At 30.1% G+C, this 23,019-nt stretch carries 24 protein-coding genes, 1 riboswitch and 2 other annotated features; of the genes, 3 read left to right on the top strand and 21 right to left on the bottom strand.

Translation table 11 applies throughout. The annotated features are described in order from the left end of the window. Nucleotides 1-48 precede the first annotated feature (48 nt). Nucleotides 49-137: riboswitch (cyclic di-GMP riboswitch) on the bottom strand. A gap of 70 nt (nucleotides 138-207) precedes the next feature. Both ACUSRV_RS15715 and ACUSRV_RS15710 read right to left on the bottom strand, forming a co-directional pair. Then, entirely contained in the window at nucleotides 208-1,044 is an 837-nt protein-coding gene (locus ACUSRV_RS15715) for an FMN-binding protein (RefSeq protein WP_490142917.1), read from the bottom strand. 144 nt (nucleotides 1,045-1,188) lie between these two features. Further along, a complete protein-coding gene (locus ACUSRV_RS15710) occupies nucleotides 1,189-1,824 on the bottom strand; it encodes a hypothetical protein (RefSeq protein WP_490142916.1) in 636 nt (211 codons plus the stop codon). Nucleotides 1,825-2,035: 211 nt separating this feature from the next. Between ACUSRV_RS15710 and ACUSRV_RS15705 the strand changes: the two genes are divergently transcribed. Both ACUSRV_RS15705 and ACUSRV_RS15700 read left to right on the top strand, forming a co-directional pair. Next, nucleotides 2,036-2,611, top strand: a complete 576-nt coding sequence (locus ACUSRV_RS15705; RefSeq protein ID WP_490142927.1) for an HD domain-containing protein — start codon at nucleotides 2,036-2,038, stop codon at nucleotides 2,609-2,611. A gap of 161 nt (nucleotides 2,612-2,772) precedes the next feature. Next, on the top strand, nucleotides 2,773-3,399 hold the full coding sequence (locus tag ACUSRV_RS15700; protein WP_490142915.1) for a flavodoxin family protein: 627 nt from the start codon (nucleotides 2,773-2,775) through the stop codon (nucleotides 3,397-3,399). A gap of 29 nt (nucleotides 3,400-3,428) precedes the next feature. Here ACUSRV_RS15700 and ACUSRV_RS15695 read toward each other — a convergent pair whose 3' ends face one another. From ACUSRV_RS15695 to ACUSRV_RS15655, 9 genes are all read right to left on the bottom strand, one after another. Then, nucleotides 3,429-4,181, bottom strand: a complete 753-nt coding sequence (locus ACUSRV_RS15695; RefSeq protein ID WP_490142914.1) for a YfjL-like protein — start codon at nucleotides 4,179-4,181, stop codon at nucleotides 3,429-3,431. A 12-nt stretch (nucleotides 4,182-4,193) separates the two neighbouring features. Continuing rightward, nucleotides 4,194-4,631 (bottom strand): YaiI/YqxD family protein, encoded by a 438-nt coding sequence (locus ACUSRV_RS15690; protein WP_490142913.1) that lies wholly within the window; start codon nucleotides 4,629-4,631, stop codon nucleotides 4,194-4,196. A 99-nt stretch (nucleotides 4,632-4,730) separates the two neighbouring features. Next, on the bottom strand, nucleotides 4,731-5,267 hold the full coding sequence (locus ACUSRV_RS15685) for a fascin domain-containing protein (RefSeq protein WP_490142912.1): 537 nt from the start codon (nucleotides 5,265-5,267) through the stop codon (nucleotides 4,731-4,733). Between the two features lie 90 nt (nucleotides 5,268-5,357). Then, the gene (locus ACUSRV_RS15680) at nucleotides 5,358-5,864 is read right to left on the bottom strand and encodes a fascin domain-containing protein (protein ID WP_490142911.1); all 507 of its coding nucleotides are present in this window, start codon (nucleotides 5,862-5,864) and stop codon (nucleotides 5,358-5,360) included. A gap of 69 nt (nucleotides 5,865-5,933) precedes the next feature. Next, on the bottom strand, nucleotides 5,934-7,328 hold the full coding sequence (locus tag ACUSRV_RS15675) for a PH domain-containing protein (protein WP_490142910.1): 1,395 nt from the start codon (nucleotides 7,326-7,328) through the stop codon (nucleotides 5,934-5,936). Continuing rightward, entirely contained in the window at nucleotides 7,318-7,815 is a 498-nt protein-coding gene (locus ACUSRV_RS15670; RefSeq protein ID WP_490142909.1) for a PH domain-containing protein, read from the bottom strand. Before ACUSRV_RS15670 ends, ACUSRV_RS15675 begins: the two co-directional genes overlap by 11 nt. 64 nt (nucleotides 7,816-7,879) lie before the next feature. Further along, the gene (locus ACUSRV_RS15665; protein ID WP_490142908.1) at nucleotides 7,880-8,959 is read right to left on the bottom strand and encodes a diguanylate cyclase; all 1,080 of its coding nucleotides are present in this window, start codon (nucleotides 8,957-8,959) and stop codon (nucleotides 7,880-7,882) included. Between the two features lie 189 nt (nucleotides 8,960-9,148). Next, a complete protein-coding gene (locus tag ACUSRV_RS15660) occupies nucleotides 9,149-9,649 on the bottom strand; it encodes a fascin domain-containing protein (RefSeq protein WP_490142907.1) in 501 nt (166 codons plus the stop codon). Nucleotides 9,650-9,728: 79 nt separating this feature from the next. Continuing rightward, nucleotides 9,729-10,355: a DUF975 family protein gene (locus ACUSRV_RS15655; protein ID WP_490142906.1), complete on the bottom strand. Its 627-nt coding sequence runs from the start codon at nucleotides 10,353-10,355 to the stop codon at nucleotides 9,729-9,731. A gap of 187 nt (nucleotides 10,356-10,542) precedes the next feature. Between ACUSRV_RS15655 and ACUSRV_RS15650 the strand changes: the two genes are divergently transcribed. Further along, on the top strand, nucleotides 10,543-11,769 hold the full coding sequence (locus ACUSRV_RS15650) for an FprA family A-type flavoprotein (RefSeq protein ID WP_490142905.1): 1,227 nt from the start codon (nucleotides 10,543-10,545) through the stop codon (nucleotides 11,767-11,769). A gap of 49 nt (nucleotides 11,770-11,818) precedes the next feature. Here the strand turns inward: ACUSRV_RS15650 and leuB are convergent, their stop codons facing one another. The 10 genes from leuB to tatC form a co-directional block, all read right to left on the bottom strand. Beyond that, entirely contained in the window at nucleotides 11,819-12,895 is a 1,077-nt protein-coding gene (gene leuB / locus ACUSRV_RS15645) for a 3-isopropylmalate dehydrogenase (protein ID WP_490142926.1), read from the bottom strand. After that, complete coding sequence (gene leuD / locus ACUSRV_RS15640; RefSeq protein WP_490142904.1) at nucleotides 12,892-13,374, bottom strand: 3-isopropylmalate dehydratase small subunit; 483 nt, start codon at nucleotides 13,372-13,374, stop codon at nucleotides 12,892-12,894. Before leuD ends, leuB begins: the two co-directional genes overlap by 4 nt. Then, nucleotides 13,368-14,636: a 3-isopropylmalate dehydratase large subunit gene (gene leuC, locus ACUSRV_RS15635; RefSeq protein WP_490142903.1), complete on the bottom strand. Its 1,269-nt coding sequence runs from the start codon at nucleotides 14,634-14,636 to the stop codon at nucleotides 13,368-13,370. The genes leuD and leuC overlap by 7 nt, the downstream gene beginning before the upstream one ends. Before the next feature lie 30 nt (nucleotides 14,637-14,666). Continuing rightward, nucleotides 14,667-16,193 (bottom strand): 2-isopropylmalate synthase, encoded by a 1,527-nt coding sequence (locus ACUSRV_RS15630; protein WP_490142902.1) that lies wholly within the window; start codon nucleotides 16,191-16,193, stop codon nucleotides 14,667-14,669. Between the two features lie 160 nt (nucleotides 16,194-16,353). Further along, nucleotides 16,354-16,579, bottom strand: a binding site (T-box leader). Between the two features lie 182 nt (nucleotides 16,580-16,761). Continuing rightward, nucleotides 16,762-16,987: a binding site (T-box leader), on the bottom strand. Nucleotides 16,988-17,370: 383 nt separating this feature from the next. After that, a complete protein-coding gene (locus tag ACUSRV_RS15625) occupies nucleotides 17,371-17,679 on the bottom strand; it encodes a hypothetical protein (protein WP_490142901.1) in 309 nt (102 codons plus the stop codon). A gap of 10 nt (nucleotides 17,680-17,689) precedes the next feature. After that, a complete protein-coding gene (gene hypE / locus ACUSRV_RS15620) occupies nucleotides 17,690-18,697 on the bottom strand; it encodes a hydrogenase expression/formation protein HypE (protein WP_490142900.1) in 1,008 nt (335 codons plus the stop codon). 4 nt (nucleotides 18,698-18,701) lie between these two features. Then, the gene (hypD, locus tag ACUSRV_RS15615; protein WP_490142899.1) at nucleotides 18,702-19,784 is read right to left on the bottom strand and encodes a hydrogenase formation protein HypD; all 1,083 of its coding nucleotides are present in this window, start codon (nucleotides 19,782-19,784) and stop codon (nucleotides 18,702-18,704) included. Nucleotides 19,785-19,793: 9 nt separating this feature from the next. Beyond that, on the bottom strand, nucleotides 19,794-20,015 hold the full coding sequence (locus tag ACUSRV_RS15610; RefSeq protein ID WP_490142898.1) for a HypC/HybG/HupF family hydrogenase formation chaperone: 222 nt from the start codon (nucleotides 20,013-20,015) through the stop codon (nucleotides 19,794-19,796). A 2-nt stretch (nucleotides 20,016-20,017) separates the two neighbouring features. Next, nucleotides 20,018-22,276 carry a carbamoyltransferase HypF gene (gene hypF / locus ACUSRV_RS15605; RefSeq protein ID WP_490142897.1) on the bottom strand — a complete coding sequence of 753 codons (2,259 nt, stop codon included), beginning with the start codon at nucleotides 22,274-22,276 and terminating at the stop codon, nucleotides 20,018-20,020. Continuing rightward, nucleotides 22,263-23,003, bottom strand: coding sequence for a twin-arginine translocase subunit TatC (gene tatC / locus ACUSRV_RS15600; RefSeq protein WP_490142896.1), 741 nt, complete (start codon nucleotides 23,001-23,003; stop codon nucleotides 22,263-22,265). Before tatC ends, hypF begins: the two co-directional genes overlap by 14 nt. Nucleotides 23,004-23,019: the final 16 nt, after the last annotated feature.

The raw sequence follows: 23,019 nt of genomic DNA, 5'->3' as shown, positions 1-23,019 counted from the left end.
AAAGCTACTCAAAAAGAGTAGCTTTAATAGACACATATCTATGCTCTCTTCGGCAACTGGCTGGCATAATTATACTTATAAAATTAGCCCCTTTAGCTTTGCGTCCCTATGTTTCCATAGGTTTGCCTTTATCAAATTTTAGTTCTATTTCTAAATTATATATTTTTTGTAGTACTTTGTAAATATATAATAGATATAAAATATATTTTATTCTTCAGTCATACTCATAGTAGCAGTGCCAGTTTTACCTACTTCTGCTAAATCATCTAAAGCATATTCTACTAATGCTTTGAAGTTGTCAGAAGAATGTGTGGCACCAGTTACAGCTTCAACATCACCTATAAGTTGCTTATCTACTAATGCTTTTTCTAATTCAGGAAGATATTTTGCTGGATAAGTTTTTGCAACTGGTTCCATATTAGCTTTATATTCTGCATCTTCAGATTTTAATTTTCCAGCTTCATTTATATAATCAAAGTTCACAGTTGCAATTTTATGATCTTTTATTTCAAGTTCTACAAAAGGTTTCCAACCGTGATCATCAAATTTATCTGCTTCAACTTTGTATTTACCGTCTTCATAAAGAGGTACTATAGCCGCTGTAGCATCGCCAGTTTTTGCTTTTTCTATTGCAGCTGCTGCAAGTTCATTAAAGTTTCTAGATGAGTGAGTAGCACCAGTTACAACGTCAACTTTTGCTGCATCTTGAACCTCAATTAGATTAGCTCCAAGTTTATCAAAACCTTCTCTTGGTGTATATCCATTGGCTGCTTTAAATCCATCTATATACCCTTGAGATTTTGTTCTCATTTCTTTTTTCTCATTTGTATAATCATAGTATGCTTCTGTTATTTTACCATCTTTAACAGTGATATCAACAAAAGCAGTCCAGTTTCTAACGTCTTTTCTGTCATATTCTGCATGATAAGATCCATCTTTCAATCCAGTTGATGGCGCTACTGCTTCTTCTTTAGGTGGTGTACATCCGCTAAGTAGTGTTACAGTCATTAAACTTGTTAATCCTAGGCCTAAAATCTTTTTCATGTTAATCCCCCTTAAAATTATAATACTAATATTACACTTACACTATATGGTGATAATATGTAGTGTGTTAACAAAATCGTTATAAAAATAACTATTTCCTAACAATATATTATATTAGTTTAAGTACAAGATTATGAAAATTTTTTATATATTATTCCACTTACATTTCATATATAATATATCATCCTTTAAATCAGCGGTAAGTTGGTATTGGTGCAATAATAACAGACATAAATTGTAATCAGTGTTTTGATTTTCTATATTTTTAAGATTGCCTTCATATATCGTCTTACTTTCTATGTTCATTAAGTTTTGAGGTCTAACAAGATTTCTAGACATTTTAAGATCTGCAATATTACTTTCTTTTAAAATGTGATAAACAAACTCAGAACATAAAAACCTATTTTCATAACATGCTTCATTGTTAAATATTCCGTCTATAAGACCTCTATAATTGTATTTGTAGTTATCACTATTAATAATAAATTCATTTAATAAATTTTTGGCATCTTCATATTGATCCTTCGTTACCTCAACTTCTATTATTTTTCCAGGTAAATTCTTATGAGATTTATATATTCCTTTATTAAGTTCTTCTTTTCTAAATACTCCAATAAAAGGGTTATGAGCATATTTTCTACCAAAGCCGTACATAAAGTTAAGCTCTTTATCAAGTGAAACAGCTGCATGAGTATATTTATCATTTTTTATAAATTGAATAAGTCTTGATATTACTGTACTTGTTCTTGTAAGAACTATATATAAATAATGTTTTTCCATTATGAAGTCCCCCTCGCTTATTTTATATACTCATTATGCACTATAGAGTTTAAGAACTTATTAAAAACATCTTAAGAAATCCTTAAGTTTTATACCCCCTTAGCCCTTGACATTATTTGTAATAAAGTTTATTATATTTTTCAAACAAAAAAACTAAAAATACAGAATAAACTAAAGATTTCATGAAAGAAGGGGTTTTTATGGAAACAAGATACCTACTCGTGCAGAAGCTTTTGAACTTCTAAAAGAGTATACTAAAACTGAAAGTCTTATAAGCCATGCATTGGCTGTGGAAGCAGTAATGCTTCATTTTGCAGAATTATTTAATGAACCTGATAAAGAAAAATGGGGTGTCATTGGTTTAATACACGATATTGACTATGAAATGTACCCTAATGAGCATTGCGTAAAAGTAAGAGATATATTATCAGAAAATAAATATCCTGAAGAATATATACATGGGGTTGTAAGTCATGGATGGGGCCTATGTGTTGATGTTGAACCTATACATAAAATGGAAAAAGTATTATATACAATAGATGAATTAACTGGACTTATAACAGCAACTGCACTTCTTCGACCAAGTAAAAGCGTCTTAGATTTAACACCTAAGTCAGTTAAAAAGAAATGGGGCCAAAAAAGCTTTGCTTCAGGGGTAAATCGAGAGGTTATTGAAAAAGGTGCATGCCTTTTAGATATGGAATTAAATACAATAATTGGTGAGACTATTAAGGGAATGCAAAATGTTGCAGAATCTATAGGTTTAAAAGGTGAAGTAGCTTTATAAAATTCGCTACCCTCATATCGCTAACGACCAGATGGGACCTTGCTCAAATATAAAAAGGGAGAATTTCTATATAGGAATTCTCTTTTTTAATTGTTGGTATATTTTCAAAATATGTTATTGTATACTAATATTGGTAAAAAAATATAAATGAGGTGAGTAACATGAAGGTACTACTTATTAATGGAAGTCCAAAACCTAATGGATGTACTTATACTGCTTTATGTGAAGTTGCAAAGGAATTAGAAAAAGAAAATATTGAAACAGAAATTTTCCATGTTGGAAAAGATCCTATCCGAGGTTGTGCAGCTTGTGGCCATTGTTATACTAGTAACTCTGGCAAATGTGTATTTAACGATGACACTGTAAACATTGCATTAGAAAAAGCTAAAGAAGCTGATGGTTTTATATTTGGTTCTCCTGTACATTACGCAGGTGCATCTGGTCAAATAACATCTTTTTTAGATAGATGTTTCTATTCTAGCAGTATTTTTCAGCATAAGCCTGGTGCTGCAATTGTAAGTTGTCGTCGTGGTGGCTCAAGTGCTGCCTTTGACCAATTAAATAAATACTTTACTATTTCAAATATGCCTATTGTATCTTCTCAATATTGGAATATGGTTCATGGAAATACTCCTGAAGAAGTAAAACAAGATTTAGAAGGAATGCAGACAATGAGAACACTAGGTAAGAATATGGCCTGGCTTTTAAAATCTATCCATGCCGGAAAAGTAGCAGGAATTAAATTGCCAGAAAAAGAGCAAAGAGCTGTTACTAACTTTATACGTTAATGTTAAAAGAGCCAATAAACTATTGGCTCTTATTTATTATCTTCTTTTATAAAAACACTAATTTCACTTGACCCTTCATTGTCTTTAGCATTTTCTAGTAAGCTTTGAAGTTCACCATTTTCTATGTCTTTAGGTGTAACGTTATCTATCATCACCATAGCATTATCAACTTCTGAAAAAAATCCATATTTACTAAAATTACAATTATTTTTGACGAAAACCCCATGAGCATCAGTCAAAATTTTTGATATGTTTTCCATAGAATTATCAGTTAAGTCAATACGTATAAGAACCTCAGAATCAATTGGAAGTGACTTATCAAACTTCATATCGAGCTTTAAATTTTCATCATCATGTTCACCATTATTATACATTACCATTGTAGTATTTTCATAGCCTAACTCATTTTCTATAAGTGATATTGCAACTTCCGAATATTCTTCCGAAAGTCTTTGTAGTGTATTAAACATATCCAATACAGAAGTTTCATATTCGTCATATTTTATCTTTCCATTAGAATAATAAATATAAAAATGAGTATCTATACTGTTTTTTGATTTTGCCAATGCACCATATGAACCATCTTTAAAATTATATCTCGATTTTTCAACTTCTAAATCTAAAGATGTGTACTTATCATCAACGTATTTTTTTATTGCATTATCTGCGATTTTACCGGAAATTGGATTTCCTATAAATCCGTTGACAACAAATAAAACTCCTCCCATTAGCAAAATTACCATTACCCATATGATTATTTTTAAAGTTTTTTTATTTTTCATAAATCCCCTTTTTTAAAGTAATTTTTCACAAAGAATAGATAGACTTTCTCCAAATCTAATATCATCTTCTTTTTGTCTTTTTCTAGGGCCTTTAAGTCTTCCCCCTGAGTTTCTAATCTTTTTAGATATATGTCTAGTGTAAAGTAATTGATCTATATTTTCAGAAGTATAAACAAGCCCGCTTTGATTAATTGGATATCCTTGTTTAGAAAGTACCATTGCTGCAAGTCCATAGTCTTGAGTTACTACAATATCCCCTTTATTAACTTTATTTACAAGGGCAAAGTCAACTGCATCATTGCCTTTGGATATTATTATAGTCTCTACCCCTTCTTTATTAAAAACGTGTGATGTATCACATATAATTATAACTTCTATATTGAACTTTTTTGCAATTTTTATAGTTATATCAACTACTGGGCATCCATCTGCATCAATAAGTATTTTCATATTTTCTCTCAACTTCCTATTATTTTTTATTCTTTAGTCAAATTTATATTTTAGGGATATTTATATACATTATATAGATATTATATACTATTTATATAATTACGGTAGTGGGATTATTGTAAATATATTTCTCATATCTGCTGCAATTGAATAAGCTGTCAAAAATCTAGGCTCAGTTGTTAATGGTATTAAAAAAAAACCTATATTTGTAACAAATATAGCTTGATTAGGATTTACCGGAACCATAATAAACTGTTCATTTCTGCCTATAGTAGTAGTTGTAACTACTCTCTTTCCACCCCCATTTATAGCACTTAAATAATACCCATTAGCTGTTTGTATAGCAATTCTATCTCTATATACTCCTTGTGGGACTAAGATAAAAGTCTCGTTTGGACCTATTGTAGTTGAGTTGGCAACTACAGCGCCTCCTTCACCACCTACAGCAGATACATAAAAACCTTCTTTCAATCTCATGGCTACCTTTTGTGTTCTACCTTCTCTTAATTGTAGTACTAATTGAATTATAGGTAGATGTATTTGTTCTTCTATTATGGGATTTATAAGTAATTCTTGAATGAATTTTTCTATTTCAGGAGTAGTGCTCAAACCTTCAAGTTCTTGTCTATTATACATATACATGCTCCTTTTCAAAACAAATATTAATATATTATATGAATAATTAATACAAATGCAACAAAAAAGTCCAAGCATCTATCGCTTGGATTAAGCTTGTGGTATTACTACCATTCTTGTTCTAGGACCTGCTGCAACTCCATAAGCCGTCAAAAGTCTAGGTTCATTTGGCAATGTTAATAATATATATCCCTTAGATGTAACAAAATTAGCTTTATCAGGTCCTACTGGAACCATTGTAAATAGTTCATTAATTCCTATAACAGTGGCTGTAGCATCTACCCTATTTCCACCACCATCTATAGAACTTAAGTAATTACCATTAGATGTTTGTATAGCAACTTTTTCTCTATTTGCCCCTTGTGGTATTAATGTGAAAATCTCATTTGAGCCTATTCTAATTGAATTAGCAACTACAATTCCTCCACCACCATTTACAGCCGATAGAAAAAAACCCTCTTCTTCTGTTTTCAATGCTACTCTCTGATTTCTACCTTCTCTTAATTGACGTATTATATCAAATATAGGAAGATTATATTGCTCTTGTAGTATAGGAGGTATCGGTGGTACATTTTGTTGCTGTTGTCTATTATTCATATACATGCTCCTTTCCAAAATAAATATTAATATAGTATATGAATAATAGAATAAGTTGTAATACATAATCTAAGATTTAATTAATTTACTTCTTAGTTTTTCAAAATGCTCCTTTGGCAAATGTCTAAGTACTACAACTTCAGTTAGCTTCTTACCATAATAATTTATAATATAGGTACATAAATCGTCTCTTCTTTGAAAAAATGAAGCTGAAACTGTTATATTTTCAACCTTATCCATTTTTATTATAATAATTTTTTTAGTAAAGATTCCTAAAGTAGCTATTATCTTTTCTTCACTGTATCCTATGGATGTGTTTTTATATTGGAAATAGCAAATTGCAAATACTAATAATTCAATAATAATTGATATATATCCATATTTAAAAATTACACTTAAAGTAATTACTATAATAGAAGTTACAACCATTGGAATTACAAAAAATCTCTTTTTACCTTTGTTATTAACAGGTTTTAATTCTAAATCAATATTGTAATCCGGTACAAGTTTCTCTATTATTTCCTTTGCCTTATCAATTGTGCATATTGGATATAATATAGCTTCTTCTTTTTCTTCATTTCCATATCCTACAGTACTTACTTCCAAAGAGTAAATGCCTAGTGCCTGCCTTATTAAGTTTTGTTTTAAAGTTACTGAGTTAATTTTATTTATAGGAAGTGAGTACTTTTTCTTAGACAACTCGCCGTATTTAATATTTATACATTTATCATCTTTGTATATAGTAAAGTTGCTAAATTTTAAAACATAATATAATATAGATAACAATTTAGTAATTATATATCCAACTATAATCAATATACAAATACTCAATATAAAAGTTTTGTTTATATTATCTATTGTAACTAGTTTTGCTCCTATTTCATTATAAAAATCGTTTTCTACTTTAAAAAACTTTAATAAATCATCTAAAAATGTATTTATAGTAAATATTATACCTAGTATAATAGCTGTTGTATTTTTTGTAAGAGCATACTTTACTATTTCATTTGTGCTTAGTTTTATATAATCATCTTTTGTATTTGTAGTTTCTAATTTCCCCAAGATGTTTTTAATTTCATTTGCCTTTTCTATAGAAACTACTAAATTTATTTCACTTGTACCTATGTTTACTGCCCCACTGTCTAGTTTTAATCTAGCTATATCCAAGAACTGATAAACAACATTTTGCGATATATCTACCGTACTTATCTTTGATATAGGTATTACAGTTGTATTCTTATTTAAAAAGCCTTTGGTATACCTAATTTCATAATCGTTAATTTCATAGTACGTATTGTACCAATTTATAAAACTAATCCCAAATGTTAAAACTGTTAAACCTATTAAAGCTATAAATGGATTTATAGGTGAATAACTAAGTGACAACAATATAAATATAAAAATATTTTTCATCACTTCTAAAAAGTTATTTAAAATAGATATTTTATGATTTCTATTTTTCATAGCTATCACCTAATTCTATTGCATTATTTTTAACGTTAAATTGAATTATTTCTTTAAGATAATCACTTAACTTTTCTGCTTCTTCTTTGTCTAAACAAGGTATTGTAAAACTTCCTCCAGCAGTAGTTATATTTATATTTGCAAGTCCTAATGGTCTATTTATAGGCCCTTGGCTTATATTAAGATGTTGAATCCTAACAGTTGGAATTAAAATTCTCTTAGTTATATAAATACCATGGCAAAATTCAACCTTATCTTGGTCTATATTGTAACTCCATTGTCTATATTCAAAATCTGGATATAAAAAAGTATTTGTTAGTTGAAATAATATAATAACCCCGAGAATTAAATCCATTATAAATTTATTTTGTATCCAATCTAAAAGCACAAATCTAATTACTATGGCTACTGCAATAATAATTATTAAAAACATTGCCCTTGATATAAACCAAGACCTTTTTGCTTTTAAACTTAACTTATTTTGCATTGCAATTCCCCCTTTTAATAAAAGCGCCCAAGCAATTACTACTTGAGCCATAACTAATTTATTATTAAATATCACAGACTTTATTACGCCCACTATGTTTTGCTTTATAAAGAGCCATATCTGCCTTTTCTTTTATATTTTCTAGATTAGGCGTTGTATCAGGATAAATTGCTACTCCTATGGATACTGTAATATTTATAAATTTATCGTTATCTATAGGAAATTCATGTTTTTGAACAGCCTTGTTGATTTCCCATGCTATCTCAAAAGTTTGATCTTTAGGACAATCAAAAAGTAAAACACAAAATTCTTCGCCACCTATTCTACCTACAACATCAACTATTCTACAATTCTTTTTTAATATATGTGCTAACTCTTTAAGAACTATATCACCTACTGCATGACCATAGGTATCATTTACTTTTTTAAAATGATCAATATCCACCATAAGACAAGATAGTTTTTCTTTATTTTCTAAGGCTCTTTCAAAAGCTAAATTAAGCATTTTATCAAATTGTCTTGTATTATAAAGCCCTGTGAGAAAATCCCTTGTAGATTCATTTTTATACCTTCTATATAATTCATTTGAACTTTTAACATATTCTAATAAAAAATACTCTAATATACCTGCAAATATTATTACTAAAGAAAACACAAAAATTATTATTTGAAAATTTTCTACATTCCTTAAAAGATAAGCAAAAGGTAATGCTAATATAATCAACGATATTAAAGTTTTGAAAAACCACTTTTTCCATTCTTCTTTAATCTTTTTATCAATTATATGAAAAGATATTATATATAATAGTATTTGAATAACTGCAATAATAGATGATATACTTATACCGAAGTATACTGTACGATATACACCTATAATAATTCCTGAAACTATTGTAGGAATAATACCTCCTATATAAGAAACCATCATTATTGCAAAAACTCGTAAATCTAATAAAGTGGTAGTTCCTTTAACTTCAATAGTATATATCATAAAAAAAATCCCCATGAGTCCACCACTTATACCTAACATTGTCTTACCATATATACTATTCATACTATCTTTAGATACGTCTTTTAATATATGAGCAGCAATAAAGGTAAATGATACAAGTAACAATATATTTATGAACATGTCATTTAGCATATTCTCACCTCATCAATTCTTGTTTTTATATAATTCTACGAAGAAATTTATTCTTCGCTCTAAAAATCTATTTAGTAAGAAATTAAATCTTTTCTATAGCTACAATATTTTATCATATATACATAGACAAGTCTTTATTAATTTATAGTAAAAAGGCCTATTACTAATTAATAGACCAAAATATAATATTTATTCATTTTGTGGGATTATAGTAAATATTGTTCTAGGACCTATTGTAAGTCCATAGGAAGTCAAATAATGAGGATTCTCTGGCAATACTAAAAAGAAAAATCCACTAACTGTAGCTATATTCGCTTTGTCTGGGTAAACTGGCACAAAATAAAATTGTTCATTAACACCCAAAGTAGCACTCCTAGCACCTACTAACCCTCCACCTATGCAAGTTAAATAATTACCATTGGCTGTTCTTATAGCAACTTTATCTCTAGTTAGTCCTTGTGGTATTAACATAAAAGTTTCATTTGGTCCTATTTCAGTTGCATTGGCAGTTAAAAATCCACCGCCACCACCTACAGCAGATAGATATAAATCATCTTCTGTCTTTATTGCTATTTTCTGTGTTTTTCCTGCTCTTACTTCCTGTATTAACTTAGATATAGGAAGATCAAGCTGTTCTTGAAGTATAGGAGGCAGAGAAAATCCATTTGAGTTTTGTTGTCTATTATGCATATATATGCTCCTTTTCAAAATAAATTCTACTATACTATATGAATACTAAGAATAAATTGTAACAAAAAAAGCCCGAGCATTATTGCTCGAGCCATCTTGTATCTCTTCTTATATCTTTATAAAAATTAGTTAAGGTAACACTATAGTATGGCATAATCCATATAAATCCTATGCCTAAAGTTATAGCACCAACAATTATCCATCCTATAAAACTAAGACATAAAACAAAGTATCTAAATTTATTTCCCTTCATTATTTTAGCACTTTCTTTCATTGCCTCTATTGCAGACATATCTTCATTTTCTGCTAGTATATAATATACCTGTGAAAACATTAGACTTAGTATTATCCCCGGAATTATTAACAAAATAAACCCTACTAAAGTGATTAAAGAAGTTAGTAAGTAGGCTACAAATGCTTTGCCAAACTTTGTAAATCCCCAAAATAAATCACTTAGTTTATTTTCACCTTTTATAAAATTCAAATAAAAGTAACTGAACCCAAGGGCAATAGGTGAAGCAATAACAAAAGTTACTAAATTATATATTAATTCACTATTGCTATAATAATTAGGGTCATTGTTGAATTCAAAAATAAAAGAAGGGATAAATATTATAGCAAAATACAATAAGTTAAATGATATAGCTTCCCACCATCTGCCTTTTAACTGTTTTTTTGATAGTGATTTTAATTCACTATTTATCATATAAACACCTCAATATATATAAAATTTTACTACATATTATATATATTAAATATACTCAATAATTGACACTACAAATTAAATTATAAATTTTTTAATTAATTTCCATAATTTGATTTCAGTCACAGAACTAAATTTACATTCCTCCTATAATAAGATTATCAAATAAAACAAATAGGAGGAAACAAAAATGAAAAATATATTAGTTAATGAAAACACTTACTGGGTTGGATATATAGATGATAGAAAGGTACCATTCCACAGATTAGTACTTGAAAAAGGTACAACATACAACAGCTACTTACTAAAAACAGAAATGCCGACAGTTATAGATACAGTAGATATAAGCTTTGGAAAAGACTTTGTTGAAACTTTACAAAACCATATAGATCCATCTCAAATAAAATATATAGTTATAAACCACGTTGAACCAGACCACTCAGGTGGACTTCCAGTACTTGCAAACAAAGCAAAAGATGCTGTTATAGTAACAACAGAACTTGGAGCACATGAACTTAAGGAAATGTACAAATTACACAACAGAGAATTCTTAATAGTAAAAGATGGAGATACTCTAGATATAGGTGGAAAAACTCTTAAATTCTTTGAAACTCCATATCTTCACACAGAAGAAACAATGATAACATATGCAGTTGAAGATAAAACATTATTCCCATGTGACATATTTAGTACACACATTGCTACAACAGATTTATTTAACGATTTAGCAAAAGAGGATATAATGCCAGACTTTGAAGTATACTACAAACTTATAATGCATCCTCATAGACCATATGTACAAGATATGATAAATAAAATAAAAGACATTGATATACAAACTATAGCACCATCACATGGTTATATATTAAGAGATGATGCTAAGAAATTTATTAATATTTACGATGAAATGAGCAAGCCAAGTAAAGCTAACAAAAAAGCTGCTATATTATACTCAACAATGACAGGTAACACTAGAAAATTAGCAAACAACTTAGCAGATTCACTAAGTGAAAGAGCAATAGAGACAGTAGTTATGAATATAAAAGCTGATGAAGACGTAAAAAAAGCACTAGAAGTTATAAAAGAAAGTGATGCAGTATTTATTGGAAGTTCAACTAGATATGCAGACATGGTTGGTAAATTAGAAGATGTATTAAAGGAACTAAATAATATGGACTTAAGTGAAAAGTTAGGTATAGCATTCGGTTCATATGGTTGGAGTGGTGAAGCAATAGAAGTAATTCACGACTATATGAAAGATTCAAATATAAAAACTGTAGATAGTTCATTTATAATAAAATCAACAGGTATGGACGATGTTAAATTCCCTATAAGAGTTAAGTTTAGCCCAGGTGAAAAAGAATCAAAAGAAATAGAACGTGCAGCAGACACTATAGCTGATATATTAATAGGATAATAAAAAGACTACCTCCTCTAGAAAATAACATCTAGTGAGGTAGTCTTTTTTATAGTTTTGAAATTTCTTCTATAATAAGATCTCCCATTTTTTTAGTTCCTACTAGTTTCATATCTTTTTCCATAATGTCCTTTGTTCTATAACCTAATTTCAATACATTTTCTACTGCATTTTCTATTATTTTAGCTTCAGTCTCCATGTCAAATGAATATCTAAACATCATAGCAACTGATAAAATCGTTGCAATAGGATTTGCAATATCTTGCCCTGCAATATCAGGAGCAGAGCCGTGAATTGGCTCATACATCCCAAGTTTGTTGCTACCAAGACTAGCAGAAGGAAGCATACCTAAAGAGCCTGCCAACATAGAAGCTTCATCACTTAATATATCTCCAAACATATTGTTTGTAACTATAACGTCAAACTTATTAGGATTTCTTATTAACTGCATTGCACAGTTATCTACATACATATGCTCAAGTTCTACCTCAGGATATTCCAATGCTATCTTTTCTGTAACTTCTCTCCATAATCTAGAGCTTTCAAGAACATTTGCTTTGTCTACAGAAATAAGCTTTTTATCTCTTCTTTTAGCACTTTCAAACCCAACTCTTACAATTCTATCAATTTCTGTTTCTGAATAAGTTTCTATATCGTATGCCCTTGTTATATCTTCCTCAATTCTACCTCTATCTCCAAAGTAAATACCACCTGTTAGTTCCCTGACAACCATAATATCAATGCCATTACCTATAACCTCTTCCTTTAAAGTAGATGCTGATTTTAAATCCTCAAACGAAATTGCAGGTCTTAAATTAGCAAATAGTCCCATTTCCTTTCTAATTCCCAATAGTCCTTTTTCAGGACGGATATGCCCTGGGAGATTATCCCACTTTGGTCCCCCTACTGCACCTAATAACACAGCATCACTTTTTTTACATCCATCTAATGTTTCTTCCGGCAAAGGTGCTCCTGTTTCATCTATTGCACAGCCCCCTAATAAGTAATTATTAAATTCAAATGGTATTTGTTTTTTACATCCAATTGCTTTAATGACCTTTACCCCTTCTTCAACAATCTCTGGACCTATTCCATCTCCAGGTATAATTGCTATTTTCATATTTATTCCCCCTTGACGTAATTAACTAATCCTTCTGCTTCTATAAGTTTTTGCATAAACTCTGGAAATGGCTCTGCTTTATATATTTCTCCTGTTGTGTTATTTATAATACTTCCATTTGCCAAATCAACTTCAACTTTGTGTCCTTCTTTAATTTTATTTGCAGCCTCTTCACATTCAAGAATTGGAAGGCCTATATTAATAGAGTTTCTATAAAATATCCTTGCAAAACTATGCGCAATAATACAGCTAATTCCAGATGCCTTAATTGCAATTGGTGCATGTTCCCTAGAAGATCCACATCCAAAATTGCGTCCTGCAACAATAATATCCCCCTTTTCAACTCTATTAGTAAAAGTTTTATCTATGTCTTCCATACAATATCTAGCAAGTTCATTTGGATCCGATGTATTTAAATATCTTGCTGGTATGATTACATCTGTATCTACATTATCTTTATATTTAATAACTTTTCCACTTAACATCCTACTACCTCCCTTGGTGATGATATCTTCCCTGTTATTGCTGATGCTGCAGCGACTGCTGGGCTGGCTAAATAAACTTCGCTTTCTATATGACCCATTCTACCAACAAAGTTTCTATTAGTTGTTGCAACTGCCCTTTCTCCCTTTGCAAGTATACCCATATGTCCTCCTAGACAAGGTCCACAGGTAGGTGTACTTACAATTGCACCAGCTTCTATAAATATTGTAATCAACCCTTCTTCAATAGCTTGAAGATATATCTTTTGAGTAGCAGGAAAAATAATAGCCCTTACATCTTCATGGACCTTTTTACCATGTAAAATTTTTGCAGCAATACGCATATCTTCAATCCTACCATTTGTACAAGAACCAATTACTATCTGATCAACTTTTACTTCTCCTACCTCATCAATGGTTCTTGTATTTTCTGGCAAGTGGGGAAATGCTATAGTTGGCTTAATTGTAGATAAGTCAATACTATAAACTTCTGAGTATACAGCATCTTCATCAGCTTTATATACTTTGTAATTTTTTGTTGAGTGATTTTTTACATATTCTAGTGTAATTTCATCTACTTCAAATATTCCATTTTTTGCTCCTGCCTCAATAGCCATATTTGCCATTGAAAATCTATCATCAATGAAAAGGGCTTTTAGCCCTTCACCACTAAACTCCATAGACTTATATAGAGCACCTTCTACTCCTATTTTCCCAATAATATGCAAAATAACGTCCTTGCCACTTACCCATTCATTTAATTCTCCAGTTAGTTCAAATTTAATTGCCTCTGGGACTTTAAACCATGCTTTTCCAGTTGCCATACCAGCCCCCATATCAGTACTGCCTACCCCTGTTGAAAATGCACCTAATGCTCCATAGGTACAAGTATGAGAATCCGCTCCTATAACTAAATCTCCAGGTACAACCAATCCTTTTTCTGGAAGTAATGCATGTTCTATACCCATTTGGCCTATTTCAAAGTAATTTTTAATTCCTTTTTCTCTTGCAAATTCTCTCAAAACTCTACATTGCTCCGCTGATTTAATATCTTTATTAGGTGTAAAATGGTCAGGTACAAGAGCTATTTTTTCCTTATGAAATACATCATTACATCCAATTTTATTAAATTCTCCAATTGCTACAGGACTTGTTATATCGTTTCCTAACACCATATCAAGATTTGCTTGAATTAGTTGCCCTGGCTTTACCTCATCTAATCCTGCGTGATATGCTAATATTTTTTGAGTCATTGTCATCCCCATTTTTATCTCCCCTATTCCAGTCATTATTTTTTATTGATTTTGATCCTCAGTGTAAATCATATTGTTAATTGCATTAAGGTAAGCTTTTGCACTTGCCTCAATAATATCTGTACTTATACCTCTACCTAGATGCTGTTTTTCATTGTTTTTATTTGCAATTCTTACAGTTACCTCTCCAAGGGCATCCTCCCCACTAGTTACAGCTTTTAAGAAATAATCTGCCAATGTTATTTCAATTCCAACAGCTTTTTCAATGGCCTTAAATGTTGCATCTACTGGTCCATGTCCTGTTGAAGCTTCTTCAATACATAAATCATTCTTTCTAAGTTTTACAGTTGAAGTTGATATTGTTCGGTTTCCACTTGAAATATGAAAATACTCCATTCCGTAGATTTCAGGAATTTCAGTTATTTTTTCTGAAAGAATTGCTTCTATATCTTTATCAGAAATATCCTTTTTCTTATCTGTTAATTCCTTAAACTTTTTAAAAGCTTCTGCCATTTCTTCCTTATTTAAAGAATATCCTAGCTCATTTAGTCTATCTTCAAAAGCATGACGTCCTGAATGCTTTCCTAATACCATTTGGTTTTGTTTCAATCCTATAGACTCTGGTGTCATAATTTCATAGGTTGTTCTCTCATTTAATACCCCATGTTGATGGATGCCCGACTCATGTGCAAAAGCATTTTTCCCTACTATTGCTTTGTTTGGCTGTACTGAAAAACCAGTTAATTTACTTACCAAGTTACTAGTGCGATAAATTTGTTCTGTTATAATATCTGTATATCCTTTGTAAGAATCCCCTCTAGTATTAATAGCCATTATAATTTCTTCTAGAGCCGCATTTCCGGCTCTTTCTCCTAAACCGTTGATGGTACATTCCAACTGACAAGCCCCATTTTCCATTGCTGTTAAAGTATTAGCTACAGCCATACCCAAGTCATTGTGACAATGGACACTAATTATTGCCTTATTTATATTTTTTACATTTTCTTTAATATCTTTGATAAGTTTTCCAAATTCCCCTGGCATTGAATATCCTACTGTATCTGGAATGTTTATAATAGTAGCTCCTGCTTCAATAACTTCTTCATATATCTTGTATAAAAATTCTTGATCAGTTCTAGAAGCATCCTCTGCAGAAAATTGAACTTCTGCTCCTAAGCTTCTTGCATACTTTACCATTTCTACAGCTCTTTTTAGTACTTCCTCTCTAGACATCTTAAGCTTATGCTTAAGGTGAATATCAGATGTAGCTATAAATGTATGAATTCTAGGTTTTTTTGAATATTGTAATGCTTCCCAAGCTCTATCAATATCTTTTTTATCTGCTCTAGCCAAACCTGTAATTATAGGTCCTTCAACCTGTTGTGCAATTGCTTTTACAGCTTCGAAATCCCCTTTAGAAGCTATAGGAAACCCAGCTTCAATAGCATCTACATTTAATTTAGCAAGTTGAAAAGCAATTTGAAGTTTTTCTTGTATATTAAGACTTATCCCTGGTGATTGTTCTCCATCCCTTAATGTAGTATCAAATATATGAATTTTTTTACTCATACTTATAACCCCCTATTTATTTTTATATTAAATACAGATCTTATATCCTTGTAACCTTAGTTTTTCAGGATGTTGATAATGAGTTTCTTTCTCAGGCTCATATTTTGATCCTCCCCTTTTTAAACAGATTTATGTATAAAAAAAACCCTTTTCTCCCCTGGCTAGGGGCGAAAAGAGTTTTGTTCGCGGTACCACCCTAATTTACGGCAAGCCGTAATCTCATTATTGTTAACGGTAGCATTTACCACCGAAATGTCTTACACAGATTGTATCCTTCAGACAATCACTCTGGAGCGAGTTATTATATATTAGATCTCACTGACTCGCACCAACCGTCAGCTCTCTGAAGAAGTTCTAATATTTTTTTTCCCCATCATTGTTTTCAAACTATTTAGTTAATTTTAACAATTATATCAATTTAAAGTTTTTGTTGTCAAGTATTTTTTATAATATTTTTATATTTTTCATTATTGTTTTTTTGATATAAATATTGGTATGCACCAAATAATGAAAGTATTCACACTTTAAAACAATTAATAAATATAAAAAAAACCCTTTTTCTCCCCTGGCTAGGGGCGAAAAAGAGTCTTATTCGCGGTACCACCCTAATTTACGGCATGCCGTAATCTCGTTATTGTTAACGATAGCATTTACTACCGGAATGTCTTACACAGATTGAATCCTTCAGACAATCACTCTGGAGCGAGTTATTATATATTGAACTCACTGACTCACACCACCCGTCAGCTCTCTGAAGAATCTTCAATATTTTTTTTCTCCATCACAGTTTTCAAACTATTTAGTAATTTTTACAATTATATCAATATACTGATTTTACTGTCAAGTAATTTTTATAATCTTTTTATAATTTTTATTATTTATTAATTTGATATAGATATAACTATGAACTAAAAAGTTAAAATATTCATTTTTTTATTATATTTATTATCAATATGTTTTTCTTCTGTAAATTTTACTACAGCTGAACTTATACCAAAAAATAGAAGATTTTTTAATATATAATTCATAAAATAAATTTTCCTCCCATTAGTCAACATTATTACATTATCGACATATTATGTAATTTGTATTCATGTGAACTCAAATTTAAAAGACTATTGCTGGTTTATATTGTTGCTTAAGTAATAATTAAAAAATAGTAGCATATGCTACTATTTTAATATAGACTAGAAAATACATTTATATATTTATTTTGTTTATAAAATTCATAAGCTAACATTTTAGGTAAATCTTCATTCCTACTCTGTATTACATTTAAAACAGTGCTTTCAAATTCATCTTTATTTACATTTTCAATCATATTCTTATTGAACATATCCATAAGTTGAAGTAATTCTTCATATTCTAGCCTTGTAAATTTATTTTCAAATATCAATCTATCTAAATCAGTGTTTCTAAATAATAGCTCCTGTCTAAATTCTATAAAATCAAGCTTTTGAAATAAATCTATATCTATACCGCACATAACTTTCCTCCTAGCAGATTCTAGGCAGTAACTCGCCTTCTGGCATATTTAATATTCTAGTTCCACCTATTTCAGTTTTTAAATATACTTTATTTTTATTGTCATTAATAACTTCACCTATTATACTGGCATTTGCACCCATAGGGTTATTTCTCATAACATCTAATACTTTATCTGCATCATTTTCATCAACTATAACTACTAATTTTCCTTCATTTGCTATATAAAGTGGCTCAAAACCTAGCATTTCACACATACCTATAACTTCATTTTTAATAGGAATTTGTTCTTCATATAACATAATACTATTATTACTGTGTATTGCTATTTCGTTTAAAGTTGTGGCAACTCCACCTCTTGTAGGATCTCTTAAAACCCTTATATTTTTACTTACATTTAATATATTATCTATTAAATTATTAAGTAATCCGCAATCACTTTCTATATCAACATCAAATTCTAAGTTATTTCTCTTGCTCATTATACAAATTCCATGGTCTCCAAGGGTACCACTTATAATTATTTTGTCATTAGGCTTAATACTATCTCCACTTAGGTATATACTATCATCTTCAATTACACCTATACCAGTAGTATTTATGTATATTTTATCAACATTCCCTTTGTCAACAACCTTTGTATCACCAGCAACTATTTTAACACCAGCTTCTTTTGCTGTATTTGCAATTGATATAACTATTTTTTCAAGGTCATCAAAACTTAGACCTTCTTCTATTATGAATCCTACAGTTATATACAGTGGCCTTGCACCACTCATTGCTAAATCATTTACAGTTCCACACACCGATAGCTTACCTATATCTCCTCCAGGGAAAAATATAGGACTTATAACAAATGAATCTGTAGTTACAGCTATTCTCCCATTTAATTTTGGAAGTACAGATGAATCGTTTTGTTGCATTAATATATCGTTATGAAAATGTTTATAAAACATATCATTTATAAGATTGTTTGTTGCACGTCCACCACTTCCATGTGACAAAGTAACTATATCCATAACATCACCTACCGTATTTATAATATGCTGCACAAGTTCCTTCCTCTGAAACCATACATGCACCTACTGGATTTTGGGGATTACATACTTTTTCAAATAATTTGCATTCTGTTGGGTTTTTGATTCCCTTTAGTATTTCTCCACATAAACATCCTTTAGGTGGATCACTTTCTATCATCTTTATATTAAGTTTGTTTTGAACATCAAATCTTTTATATTCTTCTTTAAATTCAAATCCTGTATTTTCAATACTTCCAAGTCCTCGCCAAGCACTACTGCAACTTACAAATACTTCATCTATTATATTAAGTGCCTTTTCGTTCCCTTCATATTTAACTAGTCTATTGTATATATTTTTTACTTCATATTCTTTATTGTTTATCATTTCTACAAGTGTATATATACCGGCTACTATGTCTGTACTTTCAAACCCAGCAATAACTAGTGGTAAATTGTAGTCCCTTGATAAAAATTCATAGGGTTTAGCTCCTATTATTGTACTTACATGACCTGGACATAAGAATCCATCTACTTTTAATTCTTCATCAATAACTAAAGCTTTCATAGCTTGAGGCATTGTTTTAATAGAGTGTAGTAAACTATAATTGTTTATATTTTGTTTTTTAGCATTATATACACTAAGCGCTAAAATAGGTGCAGTTGTTTCAAACCCAACTCCCAAAAACACAACTTCTTTGTCTTGGTTTTTCTTGGCAATATCTAACGATTGTAGTGGGGAATATACTATACGTATGTCTCTCCCCTGTGCCTTTTCCTTTTGTAAGTTGCTTTTAGTTCCAGGTATTTTCATCAAATCACCAAAAGTAGTTATTATTACGTCATCTCTATTTGAAATTTCTATAGCACTATCTATATACCCTTGTGGAGTTACACATACAGGGCAACCTGGTCCACTTATAAGTTTTATATTTTGGGGAAGTAATTCTCTAACTCCACTTTTAAATATGCTCATAGTGTGGGTTCCACACACTTCCATTATTGTTATCTCCTTATTACATTTAGAAGATAGTTGTTCTAACATATTTTTAACTACTTTAGGGTCTCTAAATTCTTTTATATATTTCATAAACCACCCCTAGCCTTCATATTCGCCTAACAACTTAAAAAGTTCTAAAGTCTTTTGCGCCTCATCATCATCTATTTTTTGCATAGCACATCCTGCATGTACTAAAACATAATCTCCTATTTTTAGATCTTCAATTAAACTTATATCCACACTCATCTTTACTCCACCATAATTTACAATTGCTTCATTATTTATTATCTCTATAACTTGTGCTGGAATAGCTACACACATAACTAACTCTCCTTTATATTGTTATTTGCTATAACTAGTTGTCCTAAACTTATTCCACTATCATTAGTTGGTATAAGTTTATGGGTTAGAACTTCAAATCCTTGACTTGAAAGTTTTTCATAGATTCCTTTTAAAAGTATTTCATTGTGGAATACCCCACCACTTAAAGCAACTTTTTTTATGTTGTGCTTTTGTGATAATAAGTTGCTCATATTTACAGATATGTCGATTATTGTATTGTGAAACTTCATAGATATTTTTCCTTTGTCTATATTACATTCCAGATCATTTATAATTCCTTTTATTAGTTTCTTTGTATCTATAACGTATTTTTCATCTATATACTCTATATGGTAGTTATAACTTTTCTTTTCATTTATATCTGCAATACTTTCTAGAAGTATTGCAGCTTCGCCTTCGAAGGTTATCTTATCTTTAAATCCAAGTAATGCAGATACTCCATCAAATAACCTTCCCATACTCGAAGTAAGTGGAGAGTTTATATTATTTTTTATCATAGATATTAATAGTTTTATATTTTTAGTTTTTAGGCCATCAGGTAAGTGATTATATAGCTCATCTTTATAAGTATTATACATATAACTTACAGCCATTTTCCAAGGTTCTTTAACAGCTCCATCTCCACTTGGTATATGTACATAACTTAAATAACCTTCTCTTATGAAGTTTTTATAGTCACAAACCACAAACTCCGCTCCCCATATATTTCCATCAGTTCCATATCCAGTTCCATCAAATGCTATTCCTATTACGCTATCATCTACATTGTTTTCTACCATACAACTAACTATATGAGCATGATGGTGTTGAACAGGTATTTTTATTGCATCTGATTTAGATACAAATTCATTGCACCAATAGTTAGGATGCATATCATATGCTATAATATTTGGATTTATATTATATATCTCTTTTAAATGAGACACATTATTTTCAAAGTTATTATATGTTTCTATATTTTCCATATCTCCTATATATTGACTTATAAATACATTTTCTTGTTTTGATATTGCAAATGTATTTTTTAGATGCGACCCACATGCCAAAGTATCATATGTATTACTTAAATTCATAGATATAGGTGCATAACCCCTTGAACTTCTTATTACTCTTTCTTCTCCTAATACTACTCTACTTACAGAGTCATCTACAGGTATATAAATATCTCTATTATGTATAAGTAGGTAGTCTACTATGTTATTTAATTTTTCTATAGCTTCATCATTTTCATATATCATAGGGACACCACTAACATTTGCACTAGTCATAACTAGTACATCTAAATCTTCCAGTAAAAGGTTGTGTAGTGGTGTATATGGAAGCATTACTCCTAGTTTGTCGTTATTTGGAGCTACATTTCCTGGGAAATGCTCTCCTTTTTTGTCTAATAAAAGTATCGGTCTTTTATTACTTATAAGTATTTCTTCTTCTTTCTTGTTAACATGACAATATTTTTTTATTATGTCTACATCTTTCATCATTAGAGCTAAGGGCTTTGTAGGTCTTAATTTCCTATTTCTTAAAGTGCTTATTGCATTTATATCTGTTGCATCACATGCTAAATGAAATCCTCCAAGGCCTTTTATTGCAAGTATATTTCCTGCTTTTATAAGGCTCACTGTCTTTTGTATAGGATCTTTACAATTTATTTTATTTCCATCTCTATCAATAAGTTCAACCTGTGGACCACATTTACTGCATGCATTTGGCTGTGCATGAAATCTTCTGTCTAATGGATTTTTATATTCAGATGCACATTCATCGCACATTTCAAACTTACCCATTGTAGTTACAGGTCTATCGTATGGAAGTTTCTTTATAATTGAAAACCTTGGTCCACAATTTGTGCAGTTTGTAAATGGATATCTATACCTTCTGTTTTTATTGTCATTTATATCCTCTATACAATCATCACAGGTTGCAAAATCTGGAGATATAAATGTAATTGCATCCTTGTCTTCTTCACTGTGTTTTATATCAAAGTCCCTATATTCAAAAACTTCTCTATCTTCTATAATAATTTCATTTATTTTGGATAGTGGTGGGGCTTTATGTTTTAGCTCATTTATGAAATTATCTATATTAATTAAAGACCCTTCTATATCTATAAAAACACCTTTCGAATTGTTGTTTACCCACCCTTTTAAATTGTTGTCCGTAGCTATCTTATATACAAAAGGTCTAAATCCAACACCTTGAACCACACCTTTTACAACAATATATTTTCTAACTTTCCTCATATATACTCATTCCTTTTCCAAGTATTTTGTCAAATACCAATATAAGCCACAGGCTAAGTTCATATAATACAATAAGAGGAACTGAAACAGCTAAAAGAGTAACCATATCAGGAGTAGGTGTAATCATAGCTGCTATAATTACTATAATAAACATTGCATACTTTCTTTTTTTAGATAACATTTCATGGTTTACTATTCCTATTCTAGATAATAAAAGCATTACCATAGGAAGTTCAAATAACAATCCAAGTCCTAGAGTTATGATTATAACAAATGAAAAATATTTGTTAACTGATATCATAGGAGACATAAATTCTCCGCCAAAACTCATAAGATAATTAAGCGTTGTTGGAAGTATAAATCTAAAACAGAAGTATATTCCTCCTAAAAATAGTCCTATTATAAATGGAAGACATGAAAATAGTAATATTTTTTCTTTTTTGTAAAGTCCAGGAGAGACAAATAATATAGTCTGTGTAAATATAACTGGCGATGAAAATACTACCCCACCAAAAAATGCTACTTTCAATTTTGTCATAAACCCTTCTGTAGGAGTTATGAAAACCAATTCTATATTACCTAGAGGTTCCCTTAAAAAATCTATTATTTCATCACTTTTTATATAAGACATTATTGAGAGTACCAATATAAAAAGAACACATATTATAAGTCTTTTTCTAAGTTCATCTAAGTGATCTAATATTTCCAAATCATTTGTATTTGACATAACTCATCTCTCCTTA

Source organism: Sporacetigenium sp. TC11, from assembly GCF_058146105.1.
The sequence above is the reverse complement of the archived record's forward strand: the minus strand, read 5'-3'. Positions and strand labels throughout refer to the sequence as shown.

Bases quoted from the DNA above. Each gene is read 5' to 3' on its own strand.
- ACUSRV_RS15610 (WP_490142898.1), bottom strand. From the start codon at position 20,015: ATGTGTGTAGCTATTCCAGCACAAGTTATAGAGATAATAAATAATGAA.
- ACUSRV_RS15715 (WP_490142917.1), bottom strand. From the start codon at position 1,044: ATGAAAAAGATTTTAGGCCTAGGATTAACAAGTTTAATGACTGTAACA.
- ACUSRV_RS15680 (WP_490142911.1), bottom strand. From the start codon at position 5,864: ATGAATAATAGACAACAGCAACAAAATGTACCACCGATACCTCCTATA.
- hypE (WP_490142900.1), bottom strand. From the start codon at position 18,697: ATGGATATAGTTACTTTGTCACATGGAAGTGGTGGACGTGCAACAAAC.
- ACUSRV_RS15650 (WP_490142905.1), top strand. From the start codon at position 10,543: ATGAAAAATATATTAGTTAATGAAAACACTTACTGGGTTGGATATATA.
- tatC (WP_490142896.1), bottom strand. From the start codon at position 23,003: ATGTCAAATACAAATGATTTGGAAATATTAGATCACTTAGATGAACTT.
- leuC (WP_490142903.1), bottom strand. From the start codon at position 14,636: ATGGGGATGACAATGACTCAAAAAATATTAGCATATCACGCAGGATTA.
- ACUSRV_RS15655 (WP_490142906.1), bottom strand. From the start codon at position 10,355: ATGATAAATAGTGAATTAAAATCACTATCAAAAAAACAGTTAAAAGGC.
- hypF (WP_490142897.1), bottom strand. From the start codon at position 22,276: ATGAGGAAAGTTAGAAAATATATTGTTGTAAAAGGTGTGGTTCAAGGT.
- ACUSRV_RS15675 (WP_490142910.1), bottom strand. From the start codon at position 7,328: ATGAAAAATAGAAATCATAAAATATCTATTTTAAATAACTTTTTAGAA.
- ACUSRV_RS15695 (WP_490142914.1), bottom strand. From the start codon at position 4,181: ATGAAAAATAAAAAAACTTTAAAAATAATCATATGGGTAATGGTAATT.
- ACUSRV_RS15690 (WP_490142913.1), bottom strand. From the start codon at position 4,631: ATGAAAATACTTATTGATGCAGATGGATGCCCAGTAGTTGATATAACT.
- ACUSRV_RS15710 (WP_490142916.1), bottom strand. From the start codon at position 1,824: ATGGAAAAACATTATTTATATATAGTTCTTACAAGAACAAGTACAGTA.
- ACUSRV_RS15665 (WP_490142908.1), bottom strand. From the start codon at position 8,959: ATGCTAAATGACATGTTCATAAATATATTGTTACTTGTATCATTTACC.
- ACUSRV_RS15685 (WP_490142912.1), bottom strand. From the start codon at position 5,267: ATGTATAATAGACAAGAACTTGAAGGTTTGAGCACTACTCCTGAAATA.
- hypD (WP_490142899.1), bottom strand. From the start codon at position 19,784: ATGAAATATATAAAAGAATTTAGAGACCCTAAAGTAGTTAAAAATATG.
- leuD (WP_490142904.1), bottom strand. From the start codon at position 13,374: ATGTTAAGTGGAAAAGTTATTAAATATAAAGATAATGTAGATACAGAT.
- ACUSRV_RS15625 (WP_490142901.1), bottom strand. From the start codon at position 17,679: ATGTGCGGTATAGATATAGATTTATTTCAAAAGCTTGATTTTATAGAA.
- ACUSRV_RS15670 (WP_490142909.1), bottom strand. From the start codon at position 7,815: ATGCAAAATAAGTTAAGTTTAAAAGCAAAAAGGTCTTGGTTTATATCA.
- ACUSRV_RS15630 (WP_490142902.1), bottom strand. From the start codon at position 16,193: ATGAGTAAAAAAATTCATATATTTGATACTACATTAAGGGATGGAGAA.
- ACUSRV_RS15660 (WP_490142907.1), bottom strand. From the start codon at position 9,649: ATGCATAATAGACAACAAAACTCAAATGGATTTTCTCTGCCTCCTATA.
- ACUSRV_RS15700 (WP_490142915.1), top strand. From the start codon at position 2,773: ATGAAGGTACTACTTATTAATGGAAGTCCAAAACCTAATGGATGTACT.